General features: G+C 67.4%; 15 protein-coding genes. 5 read left to right on the forward strand and 10 right to left on the reverse strand.

Features of this window, described 5'->3' with window-relative positions; all coding sequences use genetic code 11:
• Positions 1-9 precede the first annotated feature (9 nt).
• A complete protein-coding gene (locus tag OV287_RS26465; protein WP_267536818.1) occupies positions 10-576 on the reverse strand; it encodes a prolyl hydroxylase family protein in 567 nt (188 codons plus the stop codon).
• 215 nt (positions 577-791) lie between these two features.
• Here OV287_RS26465 and OV287_RS26470 point away from each other — a divergent pair, with 215 nt between their 5' ends.
• Complete coding sequence (locus OV287_RS26470; RefSeq protein ID WP_267536819.1) at positions 792-2,030, forward strand: M24 family metallopeptidase; 1,239 nt, start codon at positions 792-794, stop codon at positions 2,028-2,030.
• 98 nt (positions 2,031-2,128) lie between these two features.
• Here the strand turns inward: OV287_RS26470 and OV287_RS26475 are convergent, their stop codons facing one another.
• From OV287_RS26475 to OV287_RS26505, 7 genes are all read right to left on the reverse strand, one after another.
• Positions 2,129-2,659 (reverse strand): alpha-ketoglutarate-dependent dioxygenase AlkB, encoded by a 531-nt coding sequence (locus OV287_RS26475; protein ID WP_267536820.1) that lies wholly within the window; start codon positions 2,657-2,659, stop codon positions 2,129-2,131.
• Positions 2,660-2,671: 12 nt separating this feature from the next.
• A complete protein-coding gene (locus OV287_RS26480) occupies positions 2,672-2,983 on the reverse strand; it encodes a PadR family transcriptional regulator (protein ID WP_267536821.1) in 312 nt (103 codons plus the stop codon).
• 114 nt (positions 2,984-3,097) lie between these two features.
• A complete protein-coding gene (locus OV287_RS26485) occupies positions 3,098-3,556 on the reverse strand; it encodes a hypothetical protein (RefSeq protein WP_267536822.1) in 459 nt (152 codons plus the stop codon).
• Between the two features lie 221 nt (positions 3,557-3,777).
• Complete coding sequence (locus OV287_RS26490; protein WP_267536823.1) at positions 3,778-5,808, reverse strand: YehQ family protein; 2,031 nt, start codon at positions 5,806-5,808, stop codon at positions 3,778-3,780.
• Positions 5,805-6,929, reverse strand: a complete 1,125-nt coding sequence (locus OV287_RS26495) for a VWA domain-containing protein (protein WP_267536824.1) — start codon at positions 6,927-6,929, stop codon at positions 5,805-5,807. The genes OV287_RS26490 and OV287_RS26495 overlap by 4 nt, the downstream gene beginning before the upstream one ends.
• A complete protein-coding gene (locus OV287_RS26500) occupies positions 6,926-9,238 on the reverse strand; it encodes a DUF5682 family protein (protein WP_267536825.1) in 2,313 nt (770 codons plus the stop codon). The genes OV287_RS26495 and OV287_RS26500 overlap by 4 nt, the downstream gene beginning before the upstream one ends.
• A 10-nt stretch (positions 9,239-9,248) precedes the next feature.
• Positions 9,249-10,385, reverse strand: coding sequence for an AAA family ATPase (locus OV287_RS26505; RefSeq protein ID WP_267536826.1), 1,137 nt, complete (start codon positions 10,383-10,385; stop codon positions 9,249-9,251).
• Between the two features lie 335 nt (positions 10,386-10,720).
• Between OV287_RS26505 and OV287_RS26510 the strand changes: the two genes are divergently transcribed.
• Positions 10,721-11,743, forward strand: coding sequence for a deoxyhypusine synthase family protein (locus OV287_RS26510; RefSeq protein WP_267536827.1), 1,023 nt, complete (start codon positions 10,721-10,723; stop codon positions 11,741-11,743).
• Positions 11,744-11,814: 71 nt separating this feature from the next.
• Here the strand turns inward: OV287_RS26510 and OV287_RS26515 are convergent, their stop codons facing one another.
• Entirely contained in the window at positions 11,815-12,573 is a 759-nt protein-coding gene (locus OV287_RS26515; protein WP_267536828.1) for a YopT-type cysteine protease domain-containing protein, read from the reverse strand.
• A gap of 673 nt (positions 12,574-13,246) precedes the next feature.
• Here OV287_RS26515 and OV287_RS26520 point away from each other — a divergent pair.
• The 3 genes from OV287_RS26520 to OV287_RS26530 all read left to right on the forward strand — a co-directional run bounded on the left by OV287_RS26520 (position 13,247) and on the right by OV287_RS26530 (position 16,543).
• Positions 13,247-14,371, forward strand: coding sequence for a YopT-type cysteine protease domain-containing protein (locus tag OV287_RS26520; protein WP_267536829.1), 1,125 nt, complete (start codon positions 13,247-13,249; stop codon positions 14,369-14,371).
• Positions 14,372-14,748: 377 nt separating this feature from the next.
• On the forward strand, positions 14,749-15,624 hold the full coding sequence (locus OV287_RS26525) for a hypothetical protein (RefSeq protein WP_267536830.1): 876 nt from the start codon (positions 14,749-14,751) through the stop codon (positions 15,622-15,624).
• A gap of 343 nt (positions 15,625-15,967) precedes the next feature.
• Positions 15,968-16,543 (forward strand): hypothetical protein, encoded by a 576-nt coding sequence (locus OV287_RS26530; protein ID WP_267536831.1) that lies wholly within the window; start codon positions 15,968-15,970, stop codon positions 16,541-16,543.
• Between the two features lie 128 nt (positions 16,544-16,671).
• On the opposite strand, the gene OV287_RS26535 is transcribed toward OV287_RS26530, so the two are convergent.
• On the reverse strand, positions 16,672-17,247 hold the full coding sequence (locus tag OV287_RS26535; RefSeq protein ID WP_267536832.1) for a hypothetical protein: 576 nt from the start codon (positions 17,245-17,247) through the stop codon (positions 16,672-16,674).
• Position 17,248: the final 1 nt, after the last annotated feature.

The raw sequence follows: 17,248 nt of genomic DNA on the forward strand, positions 1-17,248 counted from the left end.
TCCGACGCTTCACCCCTCGAAGCGGTACATGACGTCAGTGCGCAGCACGTACTTGACGCCACCGCGCACCACCGCGCCCTCGTGCAGCACCCTGTGCTCGAACAGCAGCCCCAGTCCCCGGGCAGGGATGACCTCCTGCTGCAGACCGGGGAAGCGCGTCTCTCCGCCCTCACACTCACTGTTGAGGTAGACGAGCAGGGTGAGCAGGCTCCGCTCGTCGGGCGAGCGGACGAAGGCCCCGTCCTTGTGTGGCGCGAAGTACTGCCCCGGCTGGTAGCGGTAGCAGCGAAAGCGCTCGTTGGTTCCTACCGCCCGCCAGCCGCCCACGAGCTGCGGGATGCAGGGCCTCACGCGCTCGAAGAGCTCCGCCGCCAGGGCCACGTCGTCGAACATCACCCGGTCGTTGTTGCGGATGTCCGGGCGCATCACGAAGCCAAACGGCGTGGTGATGGGCGCCGGGGCCGGTCCCAGGGACTCGATGCGCTGGCGTATCGCCTCGCACTCCGCGTCGGACAGCACGGCGGAGAGGGTCCGGATGAATGGCTGCTTCAAGTCCACCTGCGTCGATGCATCCATGGCGATCCCCCTGAAAGCGAGCTTGGTGTAATATACACACTAATGTGGCTTGCGCAAGGGGCTTAGTGTATTAAGGACACCCATGCGTTGGGTGCGCGAGAGCTTCGCCGCGAGAGGGCATGGGGACCGGTTTGTGGCGCCATGGCGTCCGGTGGGTTGAGGTCCAGCAGGACGTGTGAGAATGGTGGCCTCTGTCCCCTGGAGGCCCCACCTCGATGCGTCGTGCCCTGCTCTCCGCCTTCCTGCTCTTCTCGGCCCTGCCCGCCAGCGCCGCCGAATCCCACGCCCAGAGTTCCTGGCCCCGCATCCGCAAGGCCCGCATCCAGCAACTGCTCCCGCGAGCCATGGAGCGGGCCAAGGTGGAGGCCTGGGTCGTGCTCTGCCGCGAGAATGACAATGATCCACTCGCCATGCACGTCGGCTGTGAGAACGCTGGCGGCCAGGCGGCCTTCCTCTTCCTGAAGCAGAAGGATGGGGTGCGCTCACTCGCGCTCTCTCCGGCTGGTGAGGCGAAGGCACTCCAGGATGTGGGCACCCACGACGAGGTGGTCTCCCTGGAGCGTGGCACGGACCTGTTCGCCCGGGTGGCCGCGGCGCTCTCCGAGGCGAAGCCTCAGCGCATCGCGGTGAACTCCTCGAGCACGCTCACCGTGGCGGACGGGCTGTCGTCCACCCAGCGTGAGCGGCTCGAAGCGTCGCTTCCTCCCGCGCTGCGCCGCCGCCTCGTCTCGTCCGAGGAGCTCGTCTTCGAGTGGCTGTCGGTGAAGCTGCCCGAGGAGGTGGAGATCATGCGGCGCGCCGCGGCGCTGACTGCCTCGCTCCAGGAGGAGGCCTACCGCACTGTCGTCCCGGGCAAGACGCGTGACTCGGACGTGGCGCGCTTTCTCAAGAAGCGCATCGCCGAGCTCGGCGTGGAGGATGGCTGGCAACCTGACCAGAACCCCAACGTGAACTCCGGTCCGGACCGTGGCCACTCGCACGCGACGGATCGCGTCATCCAGCCGGGTGACTTCATCCAGACGGACTTCGGCATCAAGGTGGAGGGCATGTGGAGCACTGACATCCAGCGTTTCGCCTACGTGCTCGCCCCGGGACAGACGCAGCCTCCACCGGAGGCGCTGGAGAAGTGGGAGAAGTCGAAAAAGGGCAGCCGGGTGGCGCTCGCGGCGATGAAGCCGGGCGTGCGCGGCTACGACGTGGACAAGGCCCAGCGTGACTGGATGCGCGAGGCGGGCTCGGAGCCGGTGATGTGGGGCACGGGCCATCCGGTGGGCTACTGGGCGCACGACGTGGGCCCGGCGCTTTCGGGTGCTCAGAAGGGCAAGCCGCCCGAGGGCTGGGCGCTCCGGCCCCTCCGCCCCGGCCAGGTCTTCGGCTTCGATGGCTTCTTCGCCTGGAAGCTCGAGACTCCTGCGAGACGAAGACGCTCTCGGTCGAGGAGATGGCCGTGGTGACGGAGAAGGGCGCGGAGTACCTCATCCCGCCTCAGGAGGATCTCATCCTCATCCCCTCGCCAGCGGAGCCCCGCAAGCCGGGCAGCGGGGGGTAATGCTCAGAGCACCTGTCGGAACGTGAGGCTCATCCGCTGGGGAGCCTCGGGCTCGGGCGGCAGTGCGTGCATCCATTCGTCCTGTACGCGCTGCTGCATCACCAGCAGGGAGCCGCTGTGCAGCGGCACGTCCACCACCTGCTCCTTCGCCTCCTTCCGCCGGAACCGCAAGGTACGCGGGCCACCCAGGCTGACGATGGAGACGGTGGTGCCCGGCTGGAGATGTGCATAGGAGTCCGAGTGGAATCCCATGCTGGATGCGCCCTCCGGGTAGAAGTTGATGAGGCAGTTCGTGATGGGGTGCTGGACCACGCTCTCGATCCGCCGCGCCAACGCATCCAGCTCCGGGGGCATGGGCACGTACGGGTACTCGATGCCGGAGTAGTTGTACGGCGCACCGAAGCTCGCGGTGAGCCGCGCGCGCATGCGCGTGTCCCAGGCGATGGTACGCTGGAGCAGTTCGAAGAGCGACGAGGGCTCGGACACGAAGGACTCGGCGAGCCCCGCACCCGCGATGCGGGGATGAGGCGTCATGGCTTGTACCCCTCAGAAGGCTCCCGCGGGCAGCAGCAGGCCGAGTACGGCCCGCTTCTGCTCGAGCGCCGCACGCCGGCCCTCGCCCGTCAGCTCGTAGTAGCGCCTCGGCCGGCCGCCACGCTCTGGCAGGGGTTCTCCCTCGAAGCTGCGCACCAGTCCCTCTCGCTCGAGGGCCTTGAGCGCCGGGTACACCGAGCCCTCGTTCAGGACGATCTTCCCATGGGTCCGGGTACGCACCTTCTCGATGATCTCCAGTCCGAAGCTCCTGTCATGCATCAGCACGGTCAGGATCGCGGTCCGGGTCGAGAGGGGGGTATCCATGGGCCGGGCAGGCTACCTCGGACTTTGAGGATTACAACCCCGAGTCACGGGCATGCCCGCCAGTTACCAGATGGAAGCAGGGCAGGGCCGTGGGGCCCCGCCCGCGTGCAGCGACTACTCTTGGCCCTTGCCGCCGCTGTTCCCGGTGGCCGCCGTCTCTGTCCCGAGGATCGCGTGGACGCCGTCCTGCACCGAGTGGGCGCTGACCCAGAAGAGGGTGGAGAGAATCCTCGCCTGGATCTTCCACTTCGGTTGTCCCTCCTTCACCATCTTCTGGAGGGCCTCCAGCGCATCGCCGAGCTCCTCGGTGCTGATGCGCTGGGGGAGGTGCGCGCCCATGGAGTCGAAGAGCCGCCGGGCCTCCAGCAGCAGCTCCGACTGCTCCGGGAGCTTCGCTGGCACAGCCACGGGCTGCGCCTCTTCCTTCCTGGCGGGGGCGGTGGACGTCACGGAGGGGTGGCGCGTGGCGCAGGGGCCGGACATCACGTTCCTCCCGCGCCCGCGGGTGAGCCCATCATCGAGCGCGAACCACTCATCCCCGTATGTGGACTCCGGCTTGTGCTCGTCGTTCATCGGAACACCTCCGTGGGATGCAACAGGTTGAGCCCTGCAACGTCTTCGTTACGGAAAATCCGCTCGTGGTTACCCTCCCGAATGCCTATGGCATCCCACATCGCCCGGCCTGTGTGGGATTTCCGGTGCTTTCGTGGGATGTAAGGTACCTAGAATTTTGAGGTTTGCAATTTAAAAATTCCACATCCAACGGACTGTTGAGGTCCTGACAGTTTGAGGACTCACGTCCCGAGCTGCTCGAGTCCCACCGTGACGCGCAGGGCCGCATCGGCCCACGCCGCCGCGAGCGCCGCCTCGTCCGAGGCCTGGCCCGAGGCACGGGCCGCTTCCAGCTTCGTGGCGAGCGATCCCAGGTCATCCGCCAGGCGCTTCATCCCGAGCTCCCGGACACGCGCGGCCACAGCCGAGAGCCGAGACGTCCAGGCCGGGACGACATGGCGCAGGCCCTGATGCACCGCGTCAGCCAGGCAGCCTTCCAACTCGGCGAGGGCCGCCGGGAGGGGGGGCAGCGGGGGCCTGTCCTCCGCCGTGCGCAGCGGCCCCGTCGCGGCAGCGGGTTGCAGGTCGAGCACCACCACTCCCGAGCCCTCGCATGACAGGGCCAGCGGCTCGACGATGAGCCCGCGGGCGGACCTCCGCACCTCACCTGAGAGGTAGCGGAGCTGCCCGCGTTTTCCACCCAGGCCCTCGGCGAGCGCGTCCAGTGCCCCGGGGGCCACCCGGCGGTGGGACAGCTCCACGAAGAAGGTGTGCCCTCCCGCGTCCTCCAGCTCCGCGCGCACCATCTGGGCGCCCGGCGCATAGGTCACATCCACCACGCGGGAGACCGCGAAGGCGTGCACGTTCTCGGCGAGCTGACGCGGCCGCAGGAAGCGTGGCGGCCGGGCCCGCAGGATTGCCTCCAGCACGGAGACGTCCTTCACGAGCAGCGGCGCTGGCAGCAGGCTCCAGTCTCCGGACTGAGGCGTCACGGAGGTGCGCTGCAGCCCCCGCGTGGAGAACACCACGAGGCGATCCGGCTGACGGGTGGCGCCCGAGGTCACCACCTGTCCTCTCCCGAGGGCCTCGAGCGTCGCGCCGGGCGCTCCCTGCCGACGTCCGAGCTCAGCGCCATTCTCGGGTGTTTGATCCTCCGCATAGGTGAAGGCACGGCGCACCACGAGGAGGCCTGCGCTGGCCGGGTCCGCCAGCACCACTTCCGCGCGGCGCTCCCTGCCATCGGCGAACAGCCGCGTCCCGAGCGACACCAGCCGCACGTAGTCGAGCTTCGTCTCCGGAGCCTCGTCCATGCCCAGCACCGCGCGAGGCGGTACAGCTCCACCGGTGCGAGCGGCGCGGAGGCGAGCGAAGAGCTCCGCCAGGGTGGCCGAGAGCTTCGCCGGGGCGTAGCGGGCACCGCGGCTCACGTAGGCCCCGAGCAGATCCTCAATCTCATCGAGCGCCGCGAGCGGCCAGGCCATCTTCACGTCCGCGAGGCTCGAGCGCGCCAAAGCGAAACGTCCCGCGAGGCCGGTGCTGGCGTGCTGGGCTCCCTCCAGCAGGAGGAAGCTGGCCAGATCGCCCGCGGCGTCTAGTGCGGGTCCACCTTCGTGCGACTCGACGTGTTGGCGCGCCACCTCGACGGAGAGCTCGCGGCTCGTGGCGTCCTTCTCATCGGCGGCGCGGAAGGCCCAGATGGCCAGGGGCAGGTGCTCGCAGCCCGTGCCCACCGAGCAGTCGCAGCGCGCGTAACCCAGGTTCCGGGGCACGAGGAAGCGCACCGTGCATGTGGCGAGTGACACCGTGGGCACGTCCTCGCCCACGAACGTTCCCCGGCGCACTTGCGCGAGATAGCCGCGCTCCCGGAGGGACTCGGCCCGCTCCAGCGAGCGGCGGGGAATCAGCTCCGCCAGGGCCTGGTCGTCCACCGAGCCCGGAGACCAGGGGGGCTCCGGTGCGGTCTCCGCGGCCTTCTCCGGGGCCGGCGCCGCGCTCGCGCTGGAGAGGGTGGGGTAGGCGAGCGCCACGGCCACGCGGTGTCGGCACACAGTGGTGGCGTTGCAGGTGCAGGGACTGTCCTTCAGGCTCTTACCCGGGAGGAGCCGGGCCGAGTTCCCATCCTCGAAGGTGCCCACCACCGTGCCATCGGCCAGCTCTTCCAGCCGGGGTCCCTTGCCCTGCTCGATCTCCTTCTGCGCGCGCTTCACCAGCCCCAGGTTGGACAGGCTGGCGATGGCCTGCGGGGTGAGGGCGAGCAGATCGGGGCGGCTCATGCGCGCACCTTCTCGGCGATCCACGCCGCGAGCTGGCCGGGCGTCATCGCTCCCACGTGGGCGCCCACCTCCACCAACCGCCGGGCGAGGTCCCGGTCGTAGTTCGGGGTCGCATCCGGTTCGAGCGCCGCGAGCCCCATCACCTTCGTTCCCTGGGCGCACAGCTCCTTCACGCGGCGCACGAGGAGCTCGGGGCTCCCGCCCTCGTAGAAGTCCGTGATGAGGACAACGATGCTTCGCCGGGGAACCTCGATGAGCCGCGCGCCGTAGGCCACCGCTTGCTGAATGTCCGTGCCTCCCCCGAGCTGCACCTTCATCAGCAGCTCCACCGGGTCGGTCACCTCACGGGTGAGGTCCACCACGGCGGTGTCGAAGGCAATCAGGTGCGTCTGGATGCCCGGCAGTCCCCACAGGCAGGCCGCGGTGACGGCCGAGTGGATGACCGAGGACACCATGCTGCCGGACTGATCCACCAGGATGATCACCTGCCAGCGCTCGGTGAACCGCCGGGTGCGCGAGAAGAACGAGGCATGCTCGATGGTGAGCTTGCGCTCGGTGGGGGAGTACCGGTCCAGGTTCTGTCGCAGCGTCCGCCGGAAGTCGAAGTTGCGCGCCACCTTCAGCGGAGAGCGACGGCGCCGATCGAGCACGCCCGAGAAGGTCTGGCGAACCTCCTTGCTCAGCTTCTCCATCAGATCTCGCACCACCTTCTCGATGATGCGGCGGGCCACGGCCAGCACCTCGGGATTCATGAGGTGTTTGGTGCGCAGCACGGCGCGCAGGAGCGTCTCGTTGGGCTCCACGCGCGAGAGCACGTCGGCTCGCGTCACCACCTCGTCGATCTTGTAGCGCTCGACGGCATCGCGCTCGAGACGCTCGATGGTCTCCTTGGGGAACAGGGTGTGGACCTCGTTGATCCAGTCCGGGACGGTGAGCGAGGACGGGCCCGAGCCTCCCTGGCGCCCGCGTACATCGCGGTCAGCGAGGTCTCCCTCGCGCCCGTACAACCACTCGAGCGCCGCGTCCATGGCGCGGGCCTGCGAGTCCAGGCTGTTGCCGAGTGCTCCCTCCGCCGCCTCGCCGAGCACGAGGCGCCAGCGCGCCAGGGGATCCAGCGTCATCGCGCACCTCCCTCGACGGGCCGCAGCAGTCCGTAGCGGGCCAATACCTGCTCCACCTCTTCGTCCAGCGCCGTGCCCGCGGCGACGAGCGCCGGATCCACCTCGAGGCGGATCAGTGCCCGTGCTCCCGCCGGGTCCTTCCCGTGGAGCGTCAGGAGCGTCCGGGCGATGTCCTCCTTCTCCTGGGGAGGGAAGAAGCCGAAGGCCAGGCGCAGCGCCGGGAGCGCGACGAGGAAGTCCTCCTGGGGCAAATCGCGGAGCACCTCGTCCAGCACAGCGGTGACGGGAGGTGCACGCACTACCTGCTCGCGGGCAAGCCGGAACAGGCCGGCCAGGAAGTCGCCCAGGGTTGCGGGACGTGCCGCGGCCCGGGTCGCGCGGATGGCCGCGGCCTCGGCGCTTGCTTCGTCGGAGAAGCGGGACAGGGACCAGAGCGCTCCGAGCGCGGCACCTCGCACAGCGGGCGGTGCGCGGAGATCGGCCAGGCGGCGCTCGAACACGGCGGCGGCATGGTTCTCATCGAGCCCGAGGGCCTTGCCCGCGAAGCGGAGTGTGTCACGCAGCGCAGCCACGGCCCGGAGGTGTCCCTCGTCCGCCGGGAGCGCGGGTCCGTCGAGCTGTTCGAGCAACCAGAGTCCCCGATCGAAGGCCGCCGAGATGACAGCGCCCACCTCGGCCGAGCCCTGGGCTCCGAGCAGCACGTCATGGCGCCAGACGGAGAGGAGCCGCTCCAGGGCCGTGCCCAGACGGGAGAGGTCCGGCTCATGCAACGCCTGCGCGGCCACGGCCTCCAGCACACGCTGCGCGAGGCCCTTCGAGCCGGTGAAGAGGCTCTCGGCGAGCAGCAGCGCGAGCTTGCCCAGGTCCGGGCCCGCCTGGAGGAGCGCCTCCTCGAGCCGACCGGTGGCGGCCACCTCCAGCGTGGGACCCCAGCCCGAGGCCTCGATGACCCAGGAGATGAAGTCCTCCGAGAGCGCCACCGTCCAGGACTCCTGGAGCACCGGCTCGGTGGGAAACGTAGGGCCCGCGTCCCGCGTGAATCCGGGGATGCCGAGCACCCTCAGTCGGTGGAGCGCGCGGCTGCGCTCCAGGTGCGACGGCTCGCGCAGCTCCACGCTCACCTTCCGGGCGCGCCCTTGCGGCTTGAGATCGTGTGCGGCGAGGACGCGCTCCACGTCGGCCAGCAGTGGGGGCCTCGGTGTGAGGTCGCTCAGGCGTCCTGTGCGCTCGCCCGAGAAGGCACGCAACACCTCGACGAGGAGCGGATCCGTGTCCGGGGAGAGGACGCCACGCATCGTCCACGGCAAGGCCACGTCGAGGGCATCCTTCACCAGGGCGGCTGCCATCCCGTCGAGCAGGTCCGAGCGCGCCAGGGCCGCATGGGAGCGCAGGCGCCCGAGTCCCTCGGCCATGACCGAAGCGGCGATGAGATCCGCCGAGGAGATATGCTGCCCCCGGCTGCGCAACCGCTGGACGGCGGCGCGGAGCATGTGCTCCGGGGCCTTCTCGGGGCCGAGCTCCCACACCGCCTGGTAGAAGGCAGGGGAGGGCATGCCGGACTCATAGCCGGTGAAGGAGTCCAGGCGGCGGAAGCTGTACGGCACGAGGTAGCTGCGCGCGGACGGGTGGCTCGGCGGGGTAGGGAAGGTGGCGCCCGGCTTCACCGTGGCTCGCGCGAGCACAGGCGCGTGGAAACCACCGCACACCACCATCACGGGGCCATCTCCCAGAGACAGCGCGGCTTCCACATGCGCCAGCATGAAGGCCTCGCGCTGCCGGTCGCTCTCGGTGGCCTCCTCCTCGCTGCGGAACGAGTCGAAGTAGACGCGCAGCCGCTCCGCCAGAGCGTCCAGCTCACACGGCTGCTCGAAGAGATGATCCCAGAGGGCATCCATCCCCTCCAGGCCCAGCTTCCGGCAGAGCGTCTCGATGAGCCGGGCGGTGCGGCGCTCCCCATCCGAGTAGCGGTTGCGCACGCCATGGAAGGACTTGTCCCAGGCGGGTAGGTCCATGAAGCGCACCTGGGCCCCGGCTGCCTTGCCCTCGGTCAGGGCCACCCACTCGGGCGAGTACGCGCAGAAGGGCGTCCACGAAGCGTGCGTCCGGGCCTCGTCGCGGTAGCTGCTGAAGACGGCGAGGGGCAGCTCGTGTGGCAGGAGCAGCTCGTCCAGGCGGGCATTCATGTCCGCCGGCCCCTCGATGAGCACGTGACGAGGCCGTACCGTGCGCAGCGTGTGCGCCACGATGCGAGCGCACGCCGGACTGTGGTGGCGCACGCCAACGACATGGAGGCCCGGAGTCCCCTGCATGCCCACGCTCTCAGCCCGGCAGGAGGTGGCGGGCCTCGTACAGGGCGCGCCATTGGGGTCCGGTGCGGCGAGCCACCCGCTGCTCCAGGTACGAGCGCAGGCGCTTGAGGTCCTCGGGGCTGTCCTTCGCCGCGGTCCCGGCCAGCGTCTCCACCAGGTCCGCTGCCGAGCCGCCATCCCCACGCAGGTAGTAGCCGCGCACGCCCACCGCGTGGGCCACCGAGACGGCCTCCGCCGTGGAGAGCACCGCTGACAGCCGCTCCATCGCCTGACCGTCGCTCGTCTCACCGGCGCGCAGCTCGCGGAACGTGGTGACCAGCACCTCCAGCAGATCCTCCGAGGGCGTTATTGGCACCCCCGAGCGCTTGAGCAGCCGCGCCGTCTCGTTGCGTACCAGGGACAGCTCCGTGTTGAAGTCGCCGATGGGGAACACCGTCTCGAAGTTGAAGCGCCGCTTGAGGGCCGCGCTCATCTCGTTGACGCCGCGGTCTCGCGTGTTGGCGGTGGCGATGACGTTGAAGCCATCCTTCGCGAACACCATGGCCTCCTCGTCTCGCAGCTCTGGCACCGCCAGCACCCGGTCCGACAGCATGGAGAGCAGCGAGTCCTGTACCTCGATGGGGCAGCGGGTGATCTCCTCGAAGCGCACCACCTTGCCCTCCTTCATGCCCGTGTAGAGCGGGGCGGGCACGAGCGCGCGGGGCGTGGGCCCCTCGGACACCAGGAGCGCGTAGTTCCACGAGTATTTGATCTGATCCTCCGTGACGGATGCGCCGCCCTGGATGGTCAGCGTGGAGGTGCCGGAGATGGCGGCGGCGAGCAGCTCGGACAAGAGGCTCTTGGCGGTGCCGGGCTCGCCCACGAGCATCAACCCGCGGTTGGTGGCCAGCGTCACCATCGCCCGGTCCACGAGGCTCGGGTTGCCCACGAACTTGCGCTGCACGCCCAGCGATTCGTCTCCGAGGATGAAGCGGCGCACCGCGTGCAGGGACATGCTCCAGCCCGGGGGCTTCGGCGCATCATCCTTCTCGCGCAGCCGCTCGAGCTCCTCCGCGTAGAGGCTCTCCGCGGGAGGCCGCTGGACGTCCTTCGCCGTGCCACTTTCGGACGGGGTGGGGGCCGTGTTCTTCTTCCGGGTCGTCGCCATCAGGAGTTCCTCGTACTCAAGAGCGACTGTACGCGCCAGTCACTTCAGGGCGTACCGCGGCGAAGATCCAGAGCTTCGTGGACGAGCGGTTCTCCGCCGAGGAGCGGGCCATGCTCCAGCCCGGGCATCCCTTTCATGAGCAGTTCGCGACGCTCCTCGAGTTCGGCGTCGTCCACCCCGGGCACTTGATGCACCGCCGTTTTGTGCTACGTACTCCCCAGCCATTCGACGCTCCGATGGCGGCGCGACGGAAACGTCGTGGCCGTAGGGCGTCCTCGGATGGCGTTCCACATGTGGCGTCGTCCGAGTCTTGACCCCCTGACTGGAGGCAGACCGTGTCCGATACCCAGCTCCCCGTCCTCGATTTCGTTCTCACGAACTACAAGAACTTCAATGCGCGCGCGACACGCGACGCGCTCCTGTCGTACTGGCGCCACATCTCCGCGGGGGGCCGGATGTTCTGGGCCGTCGCCGGAGCCATGTCCTCCGCCCAGCTCGGGATTACGCTCGCCCCCGCCATCCGCGCGGGCCTGATCCACGGCCTGTCGGTCACCGGCGCCAACCTCGAGGAGTCCCTCTTCCGGCTCGTGGCCCACCACGGCTACAAGGACTTCCCCAACTACCGCTATCTCACCAAGAGCGACGACACGAAGATCCTCGCCGACCGGATGCGCCGGGTCACCGACACGAGCATTCCCGAGGACGAGGCATTCCGCGCGGTCGAGAAGATCATCGTGCCCATGTGGCAGCGGGCCACGGCGAGCGGTGAGCGCCGCTTCTGGCACGAGTACTTCTATGAGGTCATCCAGGCCATCGAGCCGGCAGCGTACGAGGGGGACCCCGAGGCCTGCTGGCTTCTCGCGGCGGCGCGCGCGCGGCTGCCCATCGTCGTGCCCGGCTACGAGGACTCCACCTTCGGCAACATCTTCGCCTCGTACGTCAAGACGGGGGAGTGCGACGCCCGCATCGTGAAGTCCGGCATCGAGTACATGGCGGACTTCTACGGCCGGTACCAGGAGCTCTCGGCGGGCGAGGGCATCGGGTTCTTCCAGATTGGCGGCGGCATCGCCGGGGACTTCCCCATCTGTGTCGTGCCGTCTATCAAGTATGACCTCTCCCAGCCCGTGAAGCCGTGGGCGTACTTCTGCCAGATCAGCGACTCGACGACCTCGTACGGTTCGTACTCCGGCGCGACCCCCAACGAGAAGATCACCTGGGACAAGCTCACGGAGACGACGCCCATGTTCGTCATCGAGTCCGATGCGACCATCGTCGCGCCGCTCGTGCTCCGCGCGCTGCTCGAGTGCAAGCGTCATCCCGCGGAGGCGGAAGCCCTCATCGCCCGGCACGGGGGGTAGTCCCCGCCCGGGGGGCGTGCCGCTCTATTCCTCGGAGCGGTCGCCCTCCCAGTCGGTTTTGATGTGGGGCATCACCCGAAGTGGTCGACCGAGAACCGGTCGTTGAGATCCATATAGAGTGAGGCCACGTGATCCGTGACCACATTGAGCATGGCCTTGCGATCCTTCAGGACGAACTCGCCGGTGTTCGGGTCCATGAACTTGCACCCCTTGGGCCCCACCTCGATGCCCATGACGTGCCCGGACCCCCCGCTGTTCGAATGCATGTGCAGGGCGTAGAAACCCGGCCTCTGGGTGGCGCTGTCAAGGACATGGACGAAGTCGCCCTTGATGAGCTCGGTGTCCAGCATCCGGGTGTGCGATAGTCCTCCCCCGAGGTTCGCCGCCTCCTGTTTCTCGATCTGGGCGATTCTGGCACCCGTGTCGGAGATCTTTTGTTGGGTGGCGTTCATTCTCGACTCCAGATCCGCTGCCCACTTCATCACCTGTCTATTCCGACTGGGCGAGAGCTGCCCCGCTTCCATTTGTTGGATGAACGGGGTGAGATCTTTCAGATCCTGCGTGTGCTGATCAGCCTCGGCCTTGTTCTGCTGCAGTTCATTCTTCAGCGGACGCAGCCGGTCCTCGAATTGCGCTTGTTTTACAATCAGTCCCTGCATGTCGTGATGCAGTGTCTGGGTAAAGGCCGCTGAGGCCTGGTCCATGGAGGAATTCTGGGCGCCATGCTTGATCCATTCTCCGGTCATGGCGTTGCAGACCCCACCATTTGTGCCGGGACAGGACCCCTGGGCCGTGAATTGGGTGAGACGGGTTCCCTCGTTCTCCTTCACGGCATCCTCACAGAACTTCTGGATGTCGGGCCGAACCCCCCATGGCGGCCTGGTGGGGGAGGACGGCGAGGACGCCCGCGAGGAGCGCCCATAGCCCACGGTGCCAACCCGCGCATTGAGCGCGGCGTGCTCCTGAGGCGACGGCGGCCGCTGGGAAGGAGAGGACGCTCGTGGCGACTGCCCACCGTACTGACTCCTGTCCGAATGGCCCGGGGTCGAAGTCGGCTCTGGAGCCTGCGTCGGGTTCGACTGGGGAGACCTCGCCACATTGGCCGGAGCGGTAGATTGCTCTGATGGTCTCGCGGGAGTGTTCCTGCCGGGCGAATTGCTCCTGACTCCTTGCATATAGTCCTCCACGACGCTGTCTCCAGTCCCTGTTGAGTGAGCCCCGGGCTTCCGAATTGGAGGAGACGCGACCCATGTACCTTAAGCGGTATAAGCGGGAAATAAAGGCTCACTGAAAGCAACCGCAGGTTGGCTCATTTTCCTCGAATATGAGAACCCCGTCCGGTGCCCTGGCACGGCGTGTCAGGGCGCTTGCCGGCGATGACCACCGCGCGTACCCAGCCGAGGCGTCCCGGGCTAGACTGGGAACCCGCCGGATGAGCGATGCCAAGCCAATGAGTCGGCCGCCAGGCGGGCGGAAGTGCCATTTCCACTTTCGGAGTCTCTCGTGACCATCAAACAGACCAGGAACGCTCCCATACCGAAGACGCTCACTTCAGCGCCCTCGGCTCCGGCCGCCAACCCGACGAACGTGGCCAAGAACAGTGCCGCGCATGAAACCTCGGCGACTGGGCGCACGGGCCCGGCCACGGGGCAGCAAGTCCAACAACAGCAGCCGCCCGCCTCCGCCCCGCCCGGCTGGCATCAGGACCAACTCGGCAAACCGAAGGCGACGCCCCAGGACACCTCCGCGAAGGCGATGTTCCAGTCGAAGGAGACCGTCGCCGCGCTGAATTCGCGGCGCAACTCCGTCTTCACGACTCGCGCCTCCCAGGGGACCCCGAAGGGCGTTGAGGCCAACCCCGCGGAGATTGCGTCGGCGTCAGGCTCCCTCCACGCCATGGCCAAGAAACCGTCCAAGGACTACACGCAGCTTGCGACCAACCACCAGGCGCAGCTCAGCGCATGGGTCGAGCAGGGGCGAGACCCGGTCATCCAGGCTTCCTCCCAGGCGGGAGGAGTCTGCTCCGTGATGGTGAATGAGTGGGCCCGCTCGGGCCTGCTCGGCGCCGACGCAGAGGGTGCTTTCCGCGCGCTCCTGCACTCGGGCTCGTATGGCCATTTCGTCGAGCTGCAGAAGGAAGGCGAGTTCGTGCAGAACCAGGTCGTCAAGAACGAGCAGTTCCTCGTTGCCGACGACCTGGCGAAAAATCACATGACCCTCAATGATCGGAGGACGCTCCAGCAGCAGTCCGCGGCGCGCGACCGGAACAACACCATCCCAAACCTCACCACGCGAGATGTGACGCCCCAGGGCGCGACCATCTCCTCGCATCTTGATTTCGGCTTCGCGTTGTCGAGGGTGGTGCGGAACGAGTTTCCCCCGGGGAACACGAGCGCGTTCTTCAAGCTGGGGATCAACGACAGCAATGGAGACAGCGGCCACGCCATTGGCATCAAGGCCAGCCGGCTGCCTGGAGGCACGGTGGAGTTCTCGGTGCTGGATCCCAACACGGGCGAGTTCACTCAGATCCCCCAGGACCGATTCGCCGGGTTCTGGAAGGACCACATGGCCCAGACGTACGACAACGCGTATCAGAATGGAACGTGGTCGTTGCTGCACGTGACGTGATGTACGGCGGCGCCGCACAGACCGGCCCTTGCCTCTGCCCCGGCCAACTGCACGGTGTCCTGGCCCCGGAAGGCCGGTTTTCCCTTGCTTTTGGCGCGGAGCATCATTGAAGTCCACGCGCCTAACGCTGCGCGGCGGGTTTGTCCGCACGCATCAAGGACTCCATGCGCTCAATGACTTGCATCTTGTACACTTGCGAGCTGCAAAGAGGGCACTCCCCCTGGGGAATCGCCGTGACGACCACGTTCCGTCCCGCCACCACCATCTCGACTTCGATGAAGCGGCCTTCGTACAACCCGGCACAGGGGCAATTTCCGTAATCGTATCCACCACCGCCGTCGTTGGCTCCCATGGGGCCTGGGAAGGTAGCACATCTCGTGAAGAAGATAACCCATCCCCCCCTGCACCGCCCCCACAGCACTGCGCGACCGCGACCCCTGGAGCAGCGGCGACGCACCGCCCGGGGTCAGGCCAATCCGGGGGTCAACACCGGCATCAATGAGTTGGACGAAGAGGAGCGCGGACTCGAAGAGGGCGCGGACGTCTCCACCGGACATCAGGACAAAAGAGACACGGAAGAGCAGGCCTGGCGGCGGCTCGAGGAGTTCCGGAACAGGGGCAACCTCGAATTTGGGCAGACGAAGCAGCGGGGCGCGAGCACGGACGGCGTGGAGTCTTCCGGTGCCAGGGGAGGCTCGTCCGCGCAACACCTCACCGCGGAGGCGCAGAAGGCAGCGCAGGCCAATCCCCAGCGGAGCATCTTCGGGACTCAGCGAAAGCTCGTGGAGACTCCACGGGCCCAGAGCCTGCCGGCCCAACCGGGACCGCCCGTCGCCCCGCCCGTCTCCGTTCCCGCGCGCCCTCCCTCGGCGCCCACGAGCGCCTCGGGGCTGCTCGCCACGGGCAAGCCCATGGGAACCTACCTGCGTGAGTTGCCCTCCGTTCCGCCCAGCGGCGCCGCGGGACCTACGCAGGCCATGGCCGCGGTGGAGGAGGCGCGACGGCTCCTGACCCATGTGGAGGGCATCGAGCGCGTCAGCCTGGGTGAGAACAAAGCGGGGCAGCAGGTCGTCGTTGTCGTCGCCAGGCGGGGACTCAGCCTCCAGTCAATGCTCGCCGTGCCAGAGAAGATCCAGAACCTCAACACGGTCATTGTCATCGCGCTCGATGTGCTGCCGCTGCGGCGCAACACCAGCACGGAGCTGCGCGCGCCCTCGAGCCCGCCGACCAGCAAGCCCCCCCACACGCGTTGAGCAACGCGGGCTTCAGCGGGAGGGGAGCACCGGGAATTAGGTGGGTCACTTTCTCATATCAGTAAGTGACCAGGATGAGAGACCATTCACGGAATGCGTTGGTCGGTCCAACAAACGAGACACCTTTCGCGCATCGCCTGCGGAAGCGCGTCTGTGACAGGGGCGTGACCACAACCGCGCCGCAAATTTTTGCCTCAAACGAAAGATGTGTTCTTTCTGCGTAGCCTGCTTACCCTGTGTTTCCATTCATTGGGGGAAATCTCGTGCACTCCAAGAGCCGAACCGGAGCGCCGAACAACCAGACAGAGCGCCTGACAGCAGGCCCTTGAAAGGAAACCATCTGATGAGAGCAACGATTATCGCGGGCATCTCCCTGACCTCCTTGCTGGCGAGCGCCGCCCTGGCAGGAACCGAGGCCGATGAAGCAGCGGCCAAGGCCGAGCAGTCGGCGCAGCGCGCTGAGGGAGCGGGCGACATCTCCACGATGCAGGGGAGCGGTCCGTTCAATACCATCCAGGACATCAAGAACTACGACGCGGCCACCCAGAGCTCCGCGCGCAGAGTGACCTTCGTGGACGGCGTGGTGGTGCAGGATCTGCTCGGCTTCGGTCCGGCCGATATCACGGAGTACTTCCTCTGCAGTGACAATAAGTATCGCTTTCAATGCTGGGATCCCTACTCGCGGGCTCCGACCTGGGACGGCTCGCTGCTCTCGATGTTCTCGGGCGCGGACACGCGGATCTACATCGATGGCGTGCTGTACCGGTCGAACACGGGGGCCTATGGGCAGACGGTCCACATCACGACCTGCTACGGCGACAGCAGCCCGGTGATGTGGGGGCCGTACGCGTACTACCGCGTGACGTTCTGGCAGACCCTGTCGGGCACGTTCATCAACCGCACCTGCTCTACGCCGTAAGCGCTACGTCCCAGCCATGGTTGAGCGCCGATAGCACGATCGCGCGCAGGTAGACCCGTTGGGTCGGCGACACACAGCTTCGCCGACCCAACCATCCACCGAGACTCTCGGGGCCGGGAGGTATGTGATCAGGGGGCCGTGGAAGGAACCGGGCGCGCTACCCGATGCAGAACCCTGGACGTATCGATCGCGAGATCGGTGAAGATCTGCCACCGCGACGCCTCGTGACCTGTCGGGGGAGGCCGGGGAGGGAGGGGATCCCCCACTTCGCTGGTGCAGACAGGGAAGATGACTCCCGTGATGGGCAGGTCCGGCGTGCCTGGCACCGACGGTTCCACCTCTTCGTCTGGCACCAGGACATTCGCGGTGTACACGGTGACGGGCACACCGGCACCATATGCGACCGAGAGGAAGCGTGAGGTGGTCGTGGGATCGTTTGCCCGGAGCCGGTACATCACCGTATTGCTCGAGGCATTCACTCCCACGGCCATGAAGTCGCCGAGGTTCTTGCAGTAAGCCACCACCAGGTGGGTGATCGGACCCGTGGGCAGCGGATCTCCCGCGAGATAGTCCTGGATCGCTGGCAGCGAAGTGACCAGCGGGCTCCGGGTGCTTCCCGCGTTCTGGACGACGGTGTCTGTTCCCGGTCCACAGGTAAAGCCTCCCAAGAAGAGGAGGCACACCAGCAGCAGAGGCTTTCTCATC

The sequence above is a fragment of the Archangium lansingense genome, from assembly GCF_026626635.1.
Lineage (GTDB): Bacteria > Myxococcota > Myxococcia > Myxococcales > Myxococcaceae > Archangium > Archangium lansingense.

Coding starts and splice junctions, on each gene's coding strand:
- OV287_RS26465 (WP_267536818.1), bottom strand. CDS start 576: ATGGATGCATCGACGCAGGTGGACTTGAAGCAGCCATTCATCCGGACC.
- OV287_RS26470 (WP_267536819.1), top strand. CDS start 792: ATGCGTCGTGCCCTGCTCTCCGCCTTCCTGCTCTTCTCGGCCCTGCCC.
- OV287_RS26475 (WP_267536820.1), bottom strand. CDS start 2,659: ATGACGCCTCATCCCCGCATCGCGGGTGCGGGGCTCGCCGAGTCCTTC.
- OV287_RS26480 (WP_267536821.1), bottom strand. CDS start 2,983: ATGGATACCCCCCTCTCGACCCGGACCGCGATCCTGACCGTGCTGATG.
- OV287_RS26485 (WP_267536822.1), bottom strand. CDS start 3,556: ATGAACGACGAGCACAAGCCGGAGTCCACATACGGGGATGAGTGGTTC.
- OV287_RS26490 (WP_267536823.1), bottom strand. CDS start 5,808: ATGAGCCGCCCCGATCTGCTCGCCCTCACCCCGCAGGCCATCGCCAGC.
- OV287_RS26495 (WP_267536824.1), bottom strand. CDS start 6,929: ATGACGCTGGATCCCCTGGCGCGCTGGCGCCTCGTGCTCGGCGAGGCG.
- OV287_RS26500 (WP_267536825.1), bottom strand. CDS start 9,238: ATGCAGGGGACTCCGGGCCTCCATGTCGTTGGCGTGCGCCACCACAGT.
- OV287_RS26505 (WP_267536826.1), bottom strand. CDS start 10,385: ATGGCGACGACCCGGAAGAAGAACACGGCCCCCACCCCGTCCGAAAGT.
- OV287_RS26530 (WP_267536831.1), top strand. CDS start 15,968: ATGAGAGCAACGATTATCGCGGGCATCTCCCTGACCTCCTTGCTGGCG.
- OV287_RS26535 (WP_267536832.1), bottom strand. CDS start 17,247: ATGAGAAAGCCTCTGCTGCTGGTGTGCCTCCTCTTCTTGGGAGGCTTT.